This window comes from Enterobacter sp. SM3 (assembly GCF_009811935.2).
Classification (GTDB): Bacteria; Pseudomonadota; Gammaproteobacteria; order Enterobacterales; family Enterobacteriaceae; genus Enterobacter; species Enterobacter asburiae_D.
Map to the genome: position 1 here is coordinate 3,445,215 of NZ_CP099971.1, position 12,790 is coordinate 3,458,004.

Annotated in this window: 9 protein-coding genes; 7 read left to right on the top strand and 2 right to left on the bottom strand. The window is 57.8% G+C overall.

Annotated elements, in window-relative coordinates; all coding sequences use genetic code 11:
• Window positions 1-180 precede the first annotated feature (180 nt).
• Both amiA and hemF read left to right on the top strand, forming a co-directional pair.
• On the top strand, window positions 181-1,056 hold the full coding sequence (gene amiA, locus GVO84_RS16150) for an N-acetylmuramoyl-L-alanine amidase AmiA (protein WP_023308739.1): 876 nt from the start codon (window positions 181-183) through the stop codon (window positions 1,054-1,056).
• A complete protein-coding gene (hemF, locus tag GVO84_RS16155; protein ID WP_159514647.1) occupies window positions 1,056-1,955 on the top strand; it encodes an oxygen-dependent coproporphyrinogen oxidase in 900 nt (299 codons plus the stop codon). The genes amiA and hemF overlap by 1 nt, the downstream gene beginning before the upstream one ends.
• 110 nt (window positions 1,956-2,065) lie before the next feature.
• Here hemF and maeB read toward each other — a convergent pair whose 3' ends face one another.
• Window positions 2,066-4,345 carry an NADP-dependent oxaloacetate-decarboxylating malate dehydrogenase gene (gene maeB, locus GVO84_RS16160; protein ID WP_121425205.1) on the bottom strand — a complete coding sequence of 760 codons (2,280 nt, stop codon included), beginning with the start codon at window positions 4,343-4,345 and terminating at the stop codon, window positions 2,066-2,068.
• A gap of 246 nt (window positions 4,346-4,591) precedes the next feature.
• Between maeB and tal the strand changes: the two genes are divergently transcribed.
• Together tal and tkt are read left to right on the top strand one after the other, a co-directional pair.
• Window positions 4,592-5,542: a transaldolase gene (gene tal / locus GVO84_RS16165; protein ID WP_159514648.1), complete on the top strand. Its 951-nt coding sequence runs from the start codon at window positions 4,592-4,594 to the stop codon at window positions 5,540-5,542.
• A 19-nt stretch (window positions 5,543-5,561) separates the two neighbouring features.
• Window positions 5,562-7,550, top strand: a complete 1,989-nt coding sequence (tkt, locus tag GVO84_RS16170; RefSeq protein ID WP_159514649.1) for a transketolase — start codon at window positions 5,562-5,564, stop codon at window positions 7,548-7,550.
• A gap of 71 nt (window positions 7,551-7,621) precedes the next feature.
• Here the strand turns inward: tkt and GVO84_RS16175 are convergent, their stop codons facing one another.
• Window positions 7,622-7,954 (bottom strand): tRNA-binding protein, encoded by a 333-nt coding sequence (locus GVO84_RS16175; protein WP_159514650.1) that lies wholly within the window; start codon window positions 7,952-7,954, stop codon window positions 7,622-7,624.
• A 137-nt stretch (window positions 7,955-8,091) separates the two neighbouring features.
• Between GVO84_RS16175 and ebgR the strand changes: the two genes are divergently transcribed.
• The 3 genes from ebgR to GVO84_RS16190 all read left to right on the top strand — a co-directional run bounded on the left by ebgR (window position 8,092) and on the right by GVO84_RS16190 (window position 12,751).
• The gene (gene ebgR / locus GVO84_RS16180) at window positions 8,092-9,075 is read left to right on the top strand and encodes a transcriptional regulator EbgR (protein WP_159514651.1); all 984 of its coding nucleotides are present in this window, start codon (window positions 8,092-8,094) and stop codon (window positions 9,073-9,075) included.
• A gap of 146 nt (window positions 9,076-9,221) precedes the next feature.
• Window positions 9,222-12,305 (top strand): beta-galactosidase subunit alpha, encoded by a 3,084-nt coding sequence (ebgA, locus tag GVO84_RS16185; RefSeq protein WP_159514652.1) that lies wholly within the window; start codon window positions 9,222-9,224, stop codon window positions 12,303-12,305.
• On the top strand, window positions 12,302-12,751 hold the full coding sequence (locus GVO84_RS16190; RefSeq protein ID WP_159514653.1) for a beta-galactosidase subunit beta: 450 nt from the start codon (window positions 12,302-12,304) through the stop codon (window positions 12,749-12,751). The genes ebgA and GVO84_RS16190 overlap by 4 nt, the downstream gene beginning before the upstream one ends.
• Window positions 12,752-12,790: the final 39 nt, after the last annotated feature.

Here is a 12,790-nt window from a genome sequence, read left to right on the forward strand (position 1 = left end):
TGATTATGGCGCGAAGCGCGCCTTTAGCCAATAACCGGGGAAAATCTCGCCAAAATTTGGCATAATGTCACTTTGTCACGTATTGAAATGAAAAGTAAAACAATTCTCAATATGGACTGTCGTAACGGGAAACACGATACGATATAACACCAGGACCCCTTTTTTTAGTATTCAGGCCGCATGAGCACATTCAAACCATTAAAAGCACTCACATCGCGTCGTCAGGTTCTCAAAGCGGGGCTGGCGGCCTTAACGTTAACGGGCATCGCAAAGCAGGCTCAGGCGAAAGACGAGAGCACGCTCAAAACCAGTAACGGACACAGCAAACCGAAAACCAAAAAGCCGGGCGCGAAGCGTCTGGTGATGCTCGACCCGGGCCACGGCGGTATTGATACCGGCGCCATCGGCAAAAACGGGTCGAAAGAAAAACACGTCGTGCTGGCAATTGCAAAAAATGTGCGCGCAATTTTACGCAGTAACGGCATTGACGCCCGTCTGACGCGCTCTGGCGATACCTTCATTCCGCTGTATGACCGCGTTGAGATCGCCCACCAGCACGGCGCGGATCTGTTTATGTCGATCCACGCCGACGGCTTTACCAACCCTTCTGCGGCCGGTGCCTCAGTGTTTGCGCTTTCCAACCGTGGCGCCAGTAGCGCCATGGCGAAATACCTCTCCGACCGCGAAAACCGGGCGGATGAAGTCGCCGGGAAGAAAGCCACCGACAAAGATCACCTGCTACAGCAGGTGCTGTTCGACCTCGTGCAGACGGATACGATCAAAAACAGCCTGACGCTCGGCTCGCATATTCTGAAGAAGATTAAGCCGGTGCATCGTCTGCACAGCAAAGGCACCGAGCAGGCGGCGTTCGTGGTCCTGAAATCGCCTTCGATTCCGTCCGTGCTGGTGGAAACCTCCTTCATTACCAACCCGGAAGAAGAGCGACTCCTCGGCACCACAGCGTTTCGCCAGAAGATCGCCAACGCCATCGCCTCCGGCATTATCAGCTACTTCAACTGGTTCGATAACCAAAAAGCACACTCCAGGAAACGTTGATGAAACCCGATGCTCAACTGGTAAAAACCTTCCTGCTGCAGCTGCAGGATGAGATCTGCCAGAAACTGGCCGCCGCAGACGGCGGAGAATTTCAGGAAGATAACTGGCAGCGCGAGGCCGGGGGCGGCGGGCGCAGCCGCGTGCTGCGAAACGGCGGCATCTTTGAACAGGCTGGCGTGAATTTTTCCCACGTTCACGGCGACGCCATGCCCGCGTCTGCGACGGCGCATCGTCCTGAGCTGGCGGGCCGCAGCTTCGAGGCGATGGGCGTCTCGCTGGTGGTGCATCCGCACAACCCGTTCGTGCCCACCAGCCACGCCAACGTGCGCTTTTTCATTGCGGAAAAACCGGGCGCCGATCCGGTCTGGTGGTTCGGCGGCGGTTTCGATTTAACGCCCTACTACGGCTTCGAAGAAGATGCCGTGCACTGGCACACCACCGCGCGTGACCTTTGCCTGCCGTTTGGCGAAGAGGTCTACCCGAAATTTAAAAAGTGGTGCGACGACTACTTTTACCTGAAGCACCGCGACGAGCAGCGCGGCATCGGCGGGCTGTTCTTTGACGATCTCAACGCGCCTGATTTTGATACCGCGTTCAGCTTTATGCGCGCGGTAGGCGAAGGCTATACCGACGCGTATCTGCCCATCGTCGAATGCCGTAAAAACACCGACTACGGCGTGCGCGAACGTGAGTTCCAGCTTTACCGCCGCGGGCGCTACGTGGAGTTCAACCTGGTGTGGGATCGCGGGACGCTGTTCGGCCTGCAGACCGGCGGGCGCACGGAGTCGATTCTGATGTCGATGCCGCCGCTGGTGCGCTGGGAGTACTGCTACGAACCAAAAGAAGGCAGCCCGGAGGCTGCCTTGCGTGAGTTTATTCAGGTTCGGGACTGGGTGTAACCCTTACCCCTCACCCCGGCCCTCTCCCCAAAGGGGCGAGGGTGAAAAGACGGCCCGGAGCAGTCCCCTCTCCCCTATGGGGAGAGGGTTAGGGTGAGGGGTCGGGTTAATTACAGAGGCTGCGTTTGCGCCTCAACCACCGCCAGCGCCACCATGTTCACGATACGACGCACGGAGGCAATCGGCGTTAACACATGTACCGGTTTCGCCACGCCCATCAGTACCGGTCCTACGGTCACCCCTTCAGAGCTGGAGACGCGCAGCAGGTTATAGCTGATACGCGCCGCTTCCACGTTCGGCATAATCAGTATGTTGGCCGATCCCTTCAGCGGGCTGTCCGGCATACGTTCGTTACGGATGCTCTCCACCAGCGCGGCATCGCCGTGCATCTCCCCGTCAATCATCAGCTCCGGCGCACGCTCGCGCACCAGCTCCAGCGTCTGGCGCATTTTGCACGCCGCCGCGGATTTAGACGAACCAAAGTTAGAGTGCGACAGCAGCGCCACCTTCGGCTCGATGCCAAAGCGACGCACGGTCTCGGCGGCCATCACGGTGATCTCCGCCAGCTCGTCCGGGGTCGGATCGTCGTTAACGTAGGTGTCAGCAATAAAGGTGTTGCCGCTCGGCAACAGCAGCGCGTTCATCGCCCCGGCGGTATGGACGCCGTCGCGATAGCCGAAGATCTCCTGCACCACGCTAAAGTGCTCGTGGTAATCGCCGATGGTGCCGCAGATCAGCGCATCCGCCTCGCCACGATGCACCATGATCGCGCCGATCACCGTGGTGTTGCTGATGACCGCTTTCTGCGCCTGCTCCTGGGTAATCCCGCGACGCTTCATGATCGCGTAGTATTCGCTCCAGTACTCTTTGAAGCGCGGATCGGATTCGTTGTTAACGATCTCGAAGTCGACGCCCGGCTTGATCTGCAGGCCCAGCTTCTGGATGCGCATCTCAATCACGCTCGGACGACCAATCAGGATCGGTTTCGCCAGGCCTAAGGTGATCAGCTCCTGAGTGGCGTGCAGCACGCGCGCCTCTTCCCCTTCCGCCAGCACCACGCGCTTCGCGTCGGCGCGCGCCTGGGAGAAGATCGGCTTCATGAACAGGTTCGTTTTATAGACAAACTCGGTGAGCTTATCGACGTAAGCGTCGAAATCCTGAATCGGACGCGTCGCCACGCCGGAGTCCATCGCCGCTTTGGCCACCGCTGGGGCAATTTTGACAATCAGACGCGGGTCGAACGGTTTTGGAATGATGTAGTCCGGTCCGAAGCTCAGATCCTGATCGCCGTACGCAGACGCGACCACTTCGCTCTGCTCGGCGTGGGCCAGCTCCGCGATGGCGTGAACGGCGGCAAGCTTCATCTCTTCGTTGATCGCCGTTGCGCCGACGTCCAGCGCGCCGCGGAAGATGAACGGGAAGCAGAGCACGTTGTTGACCTGGTTCGGGTAGTCGGAACGACCGGTACAGATAATGGCGTCTTCACGCACCGCTTTCGCCAGCGGCGGCAGGATTTCCGGCTCAGGGTTCGCCAGGGCCAGGATCATCGGCGCGCGCGCCATCTTCTTCACCATCTCCTGGGTCAGCACTTTCGGACCCGAGCAGCCGAGGAAGATATCCGCGCCGTCGATCACGTCGTCCAGGGTGCGTTTACCGTCGTCGTCCACCGCATACGCCGCTTTGGTTTCCGCCATGTTCGGCTCGCGGTCTTTATAGATAACGCCTTTGGAGTCGCAGACCACAATGTTGTGTTTCTGCATACCCAGCGCCACCAGCAGGTTCATACAGGCAATGGCCGCGGCGCCTGCGCCGGAGACCACCATGCGCACGTCGGAGAGATTTTTCTCGACCACGCGCAGGCCGTTCAGAATCGCGGCGGTGCTGATAATCGCGGTGCCGTGCTGGTCATCATGGAACACGGGAATGTTCATACGCTCGCGCAGCTTCTGCTCGATATAGAAACATTCCGGCGCTTTGATGTCTTCCAGGTTAATCCCGCCGAAGGTCGGCTCCAGCGCGGCCACCACGTTGATGAATTTGTCAGGATCGAGTTCGTCCACCTCGATATCGAACACGTCGATACCGGCGAATTTCTTGAACAGGACCCCCTTCCCTTCCATCACCGGCTTACCGGCCAGCGCACCGATGTTGCCCAGCCCCAGCACCGCCGTGCCGTTAGAGATCACGGCGACAAGGTTGCCGCGCGCGGTGTATTTATAGGCCGCCAGCGGGTCTTTTTCGATTTCCAGACACGGGGCAGCGACGCCCGGCGAGTAGGCTAGCGCCAGATCGCGCTGGGTTGCCAGCGGCTTGGTTGGGGAGACCTGGATTTTCCCCGGGACAGGAAACTCGTGAAAATCGAGGGCACTCTGTTTTAACTGATCGTCCATCTTGTTATTCCTTTTACGTATCGGTCAGATAGTATCGCCGCAGGACAGCGCATAAACTTTGAAGGCTGCCAAACTCTCACCATCACACATTAAAAATTGTTATCAATTTATAACAGCCATGTTACCCGTCTCAAAAGCAATGCCTCCCCCGTCTGCTATGCTTTTTTGTTAAGTCCATCATGATTTTTCCAGAAGTGTGAACTAACGCACTCATCTAACTCTTTTATTTCCAAGGAGTAATCATTTATGAACCAGCTAGACGGCATCAAAAAATTCACCACCGTGGTTGCAGACAGTGGCGATATCGAGTCGATTCGCCACTATCAGCCGGAGGATGCGACCACCAACCCTTCGCTGCTGCTCAAAGCGGCAGGGCTTGCCCATTTTAGTCATCTGATTGATGACGCCATTGCCTACGGTAAACAGCGCGGGAAAACGCAGGAGCAGCAGGTCGCCGAAGCCAGCGACAAGCTGGCGGTTAATTTTGGTGCGGAAATTCTTAAAAGCATCCCGGGACGCGTCTCAACCGAAGTCGACGCCCGCCTCTCGTTCGATAAAGAAAAGAGCATTAATAAGGCGCGTCGTCTGGTGGAACTCTACGAGGAGCAGGGGATCGATAAATCACGCATCCTGATCAAGCTCGCCTCCACCTGGGAAGGCATCCGCGCGGCAGAGGTACTGGAAAAAGAGGGCATCCACTGCAACCTGACGCTGCTGTTCTCGTTTGCCCAGGCGCGCGCCTGCGCTGAAGCGGGCGTGTTCCTCGTTTCGCCGTTTGTCGGGCGCATCTACGACTGGTATCAGGCGAAACAGCCGATGGATCCGTACGTGGTGGATGAGGATCCGGGTGTGAAATCGGTCCGTAATATCTACGACTACTACAAACAGCACCGCTACGAAACCATCGTGATGGGGGCCAGCTTCCGCCGTACCGAGCAGATCCTCGCCCTGGCAGGCTGCGACCGCCTGACCATCTCCCCTAACCTGCTCCAGGAACTACAGGACAAAGAAGAAACGGTGATCCGCAAGCTGGTGCCGACCTCCACCGTTCTGCCAAAACCGAAAACCATGACCGAAGCGGAGTTCCGCTGGGAGCACAACCAGGACGCCATGGCCGTGGAAAAACTGGCGGAAGGTATCCGTCTGTTCGCCGTCGACCAGCGCAAACTTGAAGATCTTCTCGCCGCCAAACTTTAACCTTGCCACGGAGTGAACTATGTCCCGTAAAGAGCTAGCCAATGCCATTCGCGCCCTCAGCATGGATGCCGTGCAGAAAGCCAATTCCGGCCACCCCGGCGCGCCAATGGGCATGGCTGATATTGCCGAAGTGCTGTGGAACGATTTTCTGAAGCACAACCCGAATGACCCCACCTGGTACGATCGTGACCGCTTTATTCTCTCCAACGGTCACGCCTCAATGCTGCTCTACAGCCTGCTGCACCTGTCCGGCTACGACCTGCCGCTTGAAGAGCTGAAAAACTTCCGCCAGCTGCACTCCAAAACGCCGGGTCACCCGGAGATTGGCTATACGCCCGGGGTGGAAACCACCACCGGGCCGCTCGGTCAGGGGCTGGCCAATGCGGTTGGGCTGGCGATTGCCGAACGCACGCTGGCGGCGCAGTTTAACCAGCCGGACCATGAGATTGTCGACCATTACACCTACGTGTTTATGGGCGACGGCTGCCTGATGGAGGGGATCTCCCACGAGGTCTGCTCCCTGGCGGGCACGCTGGGGCTTGGCAAGCTGATCGGCTTCTACGATCACAACGGTATCTCCATCGACGGGGAGACCGAAGGCTGGTTTACCGACGACACGGCAAAACGCTTTGAAGCCTACCACTGGCACGTGGTGCACGAGATCGACGGCCATGACCCTGAGGCGGTGAAAAAAGCGATTCAGGAAGCGCAGAGCGTGAAGGACAAACCGTCCCTGATTATCTGCCGCACGGTGATCGGCTTCGGCTCGCCGAACAAGGCGGGCAAAGAAGAGGCGCACGGCGCGGCGCTGGGTGACGAGGAAGTGGCGCTGACCCGGCAGAAGCTGGGCTGGAAATACCCGCCGTTTGAGATCCCGAAAGAGATCTACAGAGCCTGGGATGCCCGTGAAGACGGTGAGAAAGCCCAGCACGCCTGGAACGATAAATTTGCCGCCTACAAAAAAGCGCATCCGGAGCTGGCGGTCGAGTTTTCCCGCCGCATGAGCGGCGGTCTGCCGGAAGACTGGGACGATAAAACCCAGGCGCTGATTGAAAACCTGCAGTCCAACCCGGCGAAAATCGCCACCCGTAAGGCGTCGCAAAATACGCTGAACGCAATCGGCCCTATCCTCCCCGAACTGCTCGGCGGCTCGGCGGACCTGGCGCCAAGCAACCTGACGATCTGGTCCGGTTCAAAATCGCTCAAAGAGGACATCGCCGGGAACTACATCCACTACGGCGTGCGCGAGTTCGGGATGACCGCCATTGCCAACGGCATCGCCCATCACGGCGGGTTTGTGCCGTACACCGCCACCTTCCTGATGTTTGTCGAGTACGCCCGTAACGCGGCGCGCATGGCGGCGCTGATGAAGGCGCGGCAAATCATGGTTTATACCCATGACTCCATCGGGCTGGGGGAAGACGGGCCCACGCACCAGGCGGTTGAACAGCTGGCGAGCCTGCGCCTGACGCCCAACTTCAGCACCTGGCGTCCGTGCGATCAGGTCGAAGCGGCGGTGGGCTGGAAGCTGGCGGTGGAACGCCACAATGGCCCAACGGCATTAATTCTGTCACGCCAGAACCTGGCGCAGATTGAGCGTACCCCGGAGCAGGTGAAAAACATCGCCCGCGGCGGCTACATTCTGAAGGACAGCGGCGGCAAGCCGGACGTGATCCTGATTGCCACCGGTTCCGAGGTAGAAATCACGGTGAAAGCGGCGGAGAAACTGACCGCCGAAGGACACGCGGTGCGCGTGGTGTCCCTGCCTTCTACGGATATTTTTGACGCCCAGGACGAGGCGTACCGGGAATCGGTCCTGCCGTCCAGCGTCGCGGCTCGCGTGGCGGTGGAAGCCGGTATTGCCGACTACTGGTACAAGTATGTCGGGCTCAAAGGGGCGATTGTCGGCATGCGGGGCTACGGTGAGTCCGCCCCTGCCGATAAGCTGTTCCCGTACTTCGGCTTTACCGTTGAGAACGTGGTGGAGAAGGCGCTGAGCGTAATTTAGTGCGGCCTGCGCGCCCGGTGGCGCTGTCGCTTACCGGGCCTACAAAAATCGGGTGGCTTTGCCACCCTTTTTTATACCACCCGTACACCCGCCGCCATCGCGCGCTCCGGCGTTAACAGCACGCTTTCGCTGCCGTCATCGGTTTCCGCGCAGAGCAACATGCATTCAGACGTTTCGCCGCGCATTTTGGCTTTCGCCAGATTGCACAGCACCACCACCGTTTTTCCCATCAACTCCTCTTCCCGGTAATACGGCACCAGGCTGGTGACGGTTTGCAGCGTTTTTCCGCCCACATCAATCTGCGCGATATAGAGTTTATCTGCGTTAGCGTGGCGCTTAACGTCCACGATCGTCCCCACGCGGATCTCCAGCTTTGCAAAGTCATCGTAAGCTATCGTGTCCATGCTCTATCCTTAGTAAAATTTTACTAAATACTAGCACACTATTTGCTGGACGCAATGGGCAGGATATTTAGTAAAAACTGATGCATGTCCTGGCCCATCCTTTACAATGGGTTATCACGTGGGGAATAAGGACAAACATGGCTACGCTCAAAGACATCGCGACGGAGGCTGGCGTTTCGCTGGCGACGGTATCCCGGGTTTTAAACGATGACCCAACGTTGAACGTAAAAGAAGAGACCAAACACCGCATTCTGGAGATTGCGGAAAAGCTGGAATATAAGAGCACAACGTCTCGCAAAATGCAGTCTGCCGCGGTGGGTCAGCAACACATTCTGGCACTCTACAGCTACCAGCAAGAGCTGGAGATTAACGACCCTTACTACCTTGCCATCCGCCACGGCATTGAGACGCAGTGTGAAAAACTGGGCGTGGAGCTAAGCAACTGTTACGCCAATGCCACCCTGCCGGAGAGTAAAAAACTGACCGGCGTACTGATTGTGGGCAAACCTTCATCAGCCACTCGTCGTAGCGCAATGGCCCTGACGGACAACGTCTGCTTTATCGATTTTCACGAGCCCGGCAGCGCGTTCGATTCCGTCGACATTGACCTCTCGCGCATCAGCAAGCAGATCGTTGATTTCTTTATCGATCAGGGCGTTAAGCGCATTGGCTTTATCGGCGGGGAAGACGACCCCGGCAAAGCCGATATCCGCGAAGCCGCTTTTGTCGAGTATGGCCGTTTGAAAGGAGTGGTGTCAGAACAGGATATCTGGCGCGGCGGTTTTGCCAGCTCATCCGGATACGAACTGGCAAAAACCATGCTCGCACAGACAAGCTGGCCAACCGCCCTGTTTGTGGCCTCAGATTCGATAGCCATCGGCGTCTTGCGCGCTATCCATGAAAAAGGGCTGGCGATCCCGGAGGACATTTCGCTCATTAGCGTGAACGATATCCCGACCGCCCGCTTCACCTTCCCGCCGCTCTCTACCGTACGCATCCACTCTGAAATGATGGGCAGCCAGGGGGTTAACCTGCTGCTGGAAAAATCCCGCGACGGCCGGGCGCTGCCGCTGCAGGTCTTCGTCCCGAGCGTGCTGAAACTGCGCGGCACCACCCGCTAATCCCCTCGTTTGACACGCTGCCGGGCATGCCCGGCTTTTTTTTTATTTCGTGATCGAGTTAAAGCAAATCAATTTTACTGATTTTATTTAGTAAAATATTTACTAAAATCCTCAGCAATGATGTTTTACCCCTACAGGGAGATCGCATGAATCGCTGGGAAAATATTCAACTCACGCATGAGAACCGGCTCCCGCCGCGTGCGTACTTCTTCTCATATGACACCGTCGCGCAGGCTCGCTCCTTTGCCCGCGAGGCCAGCAGCCGCTTTTTATCACTCAGCGGCCAGTGGAATTTTCGTTTTTTCACCCATCCGCTGCTGGTGCCGGAAAACTTCACCTCTGAGTACATGGCCGACTGGGGCGACATAACCGTACCCGCCATGTGGCAGATGGAAGGCCACGGTCAGCTGCAGTACACCGACGAAGGCTTTCCCTTCCCGGTCGACGTCCCCCGGGTGCCCACAGATAACCCAACCGGGGCGTATCAGCGCTACTTTACGCTATCGAACGGCTGGCAGGGTAAGCAGACCCTCATCAAGTTTGACGGCGTCGAAACCTATTTCGAAGTCTATGTGAATGGTCACTACATTGGCTTTAGCAAAGGCAGCCGACTGACCGCCGAGTTTGATATCAGCCACGCGGTGCATGGCGGGCAAAACCTGCTCTGCGTGCGGGTAATGCAGTGGGCGGATTCTACCTACATTGAGGATCAGGACATGTGGTGGACGGCCGGTATTTTCCGCGACGTCTATCTGATCGGCAAAAATCCCACTCACGTGCGCGACGTCACGATCAAAACCACCTTTGACGAAGCTTACAAAAACGCCACCCTCTTCTGTCAGCTTGAGCTGGAAAACCTGGCCCCGCACGCATCAGCCGTATCGCTGGAGTATGCCCTGTATGATGGCGAAGCAGCGATCCATCAGGGCACAACCGACAGCCTGACCGTGACCCGCAGCGCGGAAACCGCCTTTAGCATTGAGGTCAAACAGCCTCAGCAGTGGTCTGCGGAATCCCCCTATCTCTACCATCTGGTAGTAACGCTAAAAGATGCGAACGGGCAGACGCTGGAGGTTATCCCGCAGCGTATCGGTTTTCGCGACATCAAGGTGCGCGATGGTCTGTTCTACATCAACAATCGCTACCTGAAGCTGCACGGCGTAAACCGTCACGACAACGATCACCAGAAAGGCCGCGCCGTGGGCATGGATCGGGTCGAGCGCGACCTGATCCTGATGAAGCAACACAACATCAATTCGGTGCGCACCGCCCACTACCCCAACGATCCGCGCTTCTACGAGCTGTGCGACATCTACGGCCTGTTCGTGATGGCGGAGACGGATGTGGAATCTCACGGCTTTGCCAACGTCGGCGACCTGAGCCGCATCACGGACGATCCGGCGTGGGAACATGTTTACGTTGAGCGCATCGAGCGCCATATCCACGCGCAGAAAAACCATCCTTCAATCATCATCTGGTCGCTTGGCAACGAGTCCGGCTACGGCTGCAATATCCGCGCCATGGCGCGGGCCGCAAAGGCGCTGGACGACACGCGCCTGCTGCATTACGAAGAAGATCGCGACGCCGAGGTGGTGGATATCATCTCTACCATGTACACCCGCGTGCCGCTGATGAACCTGTTCGGCGAGTATCCCCACGCCAAACCGCGGATTATCTGCGAATACGCCCACGCGATGGGCAACGGCCCCGGCGGTCTGAGCGAGTATCAAAACGTCTTCGATCGCCACGACTGCATTCAGGGCCACTACGTCTGGGAATGGTGCGACCACGGTATTCAGGCGGCAGATGCCAGCGGCAATACGTTTTACGCCTTCGGCGGCGACTTTGGTGATTATCCGAACAACTACAACTTCTGCCTCGACGGGCTGATCTACTCCGACCAAACGCCGGGTCCGGGCCTGCGCGAATATAAGCAGGTGATTGCCCCGGTCAAGCTGCGCTGGCAGAACGGCGAGCTGCACGTTGAAAATCGCTTCTGGTTCACCAGCCTGGACGATTACACCCTGCTCGTTGAGGTGCGTGCCGAAGGTGAAACCCTGTACAGCCAGCCGCTGACAATGACCGGGCTGGCCCCCAACAGCACCCGCAGCGTGAGCCTGAACCTGCCCGAACTCGACGAGCGCGAAGCGTTCCTGACCGTGCGCATCAGCAAAAACAGCCGCACCCGCTATAGCGAGGCGGGACACGAGATTGCGGTGTATCAGTTCCCGCTTAAAGCGCGCACGGCTCGCGCTACGCCGTTTATTAACGCCAACGCCACGCCGCTGCTGCTGGAAGAGGACCGCCTGAACTGTACCGTGACCGGACATAATTTCCGCGCAAGCGTCTCAAAAATGACGGGAAAACTCAGCGCCTGGCAGGTTGACGGTGTAGATAAGATTACCCGCGAACCGAAGATTAATTTCTTCAAGCCGATGATTGATAACCACAAGCAGGAGTATGAGGGGCTATGGCAACCCAACCACCTGCAGATTATGCAGGAGCATCTGCGCGGTTTTGAGATCGAGCAGCAGGACGATGCGATCGTCATTACAACCCGCACGCTGATTGCTCCGCCGGTGTTTGATTTTGGTATGCGCTGCACCTACCGCTGGCGCATTGCCGCCGACGGGCAAATTAACGTTGAGCTGAGCGGCGAACGCTACGGTGATTACCCGCACTTTATCCCATGCATCGGCTTTACCCTCGGCATCAACGGCGAATTCGACCAGGTGAGCTACTACGGACGCGGCCCCGGAGAGAACTACCCGGACAGCCAGCAGGCCAGCACCATAGACCTGTGGCACACCGCGGTGGACGAGATGTTCGAAAACTACCCGTTCCCGCAGAACAACGGCAACCGCCAGCAGGTGCGCTGGGCAACGCTCGCCAACCGTCACGGCAGCGGTCTTCTGGTGGTGCCTGAACAGCCCATCCATTTCAGCGCCTGGCACTACACGGCAGAGAACATCCACGCCGCGCAGCACTGCAACGAACTGCGCCGCAGCGATGACATCACCCTCAATCTCGACCATCAGGTACTGGGCTTAGGCTCCAACTCCTGGGGAAGCGAAGTGCTGGACACCTGGCGCGTCTGGTTCAGGCCGTTCCGCTACGGCTTCACCCTGCTCCCGCTGGAAGGCGGACAAACCGCCGCGCAGGCACTGTTACACCATCGGTTCGGCACCGGTTTCTTCTCCATGAATTCGCACAGCGAGGCAGACAAATGATCGTTCTCGACAGCCTGGAACAGTTCCAGCAGCGTTATCGCACGGGCCGTAAATGGCAGCGCTGCACGGAGGCCATTAACAATATCGACCACATCCAGCCCGGCGTTGCCCACTCGATTGGCGACTCTCTGGCCTATCGCGTGACCCATGATGCCAGCACCGACGCGCTGTTCGTCGGCCATCGCCGCTATTTCGAGGTGCATTACTACCTGCAGGGCGCGCAGAAAATTGAGTACGCCGCAAAAGACGCCCTTCAGCTTGTGGAGTGCTACCGGGATGAAACCGACCGCGAATACCTGAAAGGCGTGGGTCAAACTGAACAGGTGCGCGAGGGACAGATCGTGATTTGTGAAAACCACGAGGCGTATCGCTTTATCAGCGAAACGCCTGCTAAAAAAGTCGTCCTCTATGTGACCATCGAAGACGGCTATTTCCATAACAAATAAAAATCCAGCGGTGCCAATGAAGCACCGCCCTCCTCGTAC

Coding starts and splice junctions, on each gene's coding strand:
- amiA (WP_023308739.1), top strand. CDS start 181: ATGAGCACATTCAAACCATTAAAAGCACTCACATCGCGTCGTCAGGTT.
- tkt (WP_159514649.1), top strand. CDS start 5,562: ATGTCCCGTAAAGAGCTAGCCAATGCCATTCGCGCCCTCAGCATGGAT.
- GVO84_RS16175 (WP_159514650.1), bottom strand. CDS start 7,954: ATGGACACGATAGCTTACGATGACTTTGCAAAGCTGGAGATCCGCGTG.
- maeB (WP_121425205.1), bottom strand. CDS start 4,345: ATGGACGATCAGTTAAAACAGAGTGCCCTCGATTTTCACGAGTTTCCT.
- tal (WP_159514648.1), top strand. CDS start 4,592: ATGAACCAGCTAGACGGCATCAAAAAATTCACCACCGTGGTTGCAGAC.
- GVO84_RS16190 (WP_159514653.1), top strand. CDS start 12,302: ATGATCGTTCTCGACAGCCTGGAACAGTTCCAGCAGCGTTATCGCACG.
- ebgA (WP_159514652.1), top strand. CDS start 9,222: ATGAATCGCTGGGAAAATATTCAACTCACGCATGAGAACCGGCTCCCG.
- ebgR (WP_159514651.1), top strand. CDS start 8,092: ATGGCTACGCTCAAAGACATCGCGACGGAGGCTGGCGTTTCGCTGGCG.
- hemF (WP_159514647.1), top strand. CDS start 1,056: ATGAAACCCGATGCTCAACTGGTAAAAACCTTCCTGCTGCAGCTGCAG.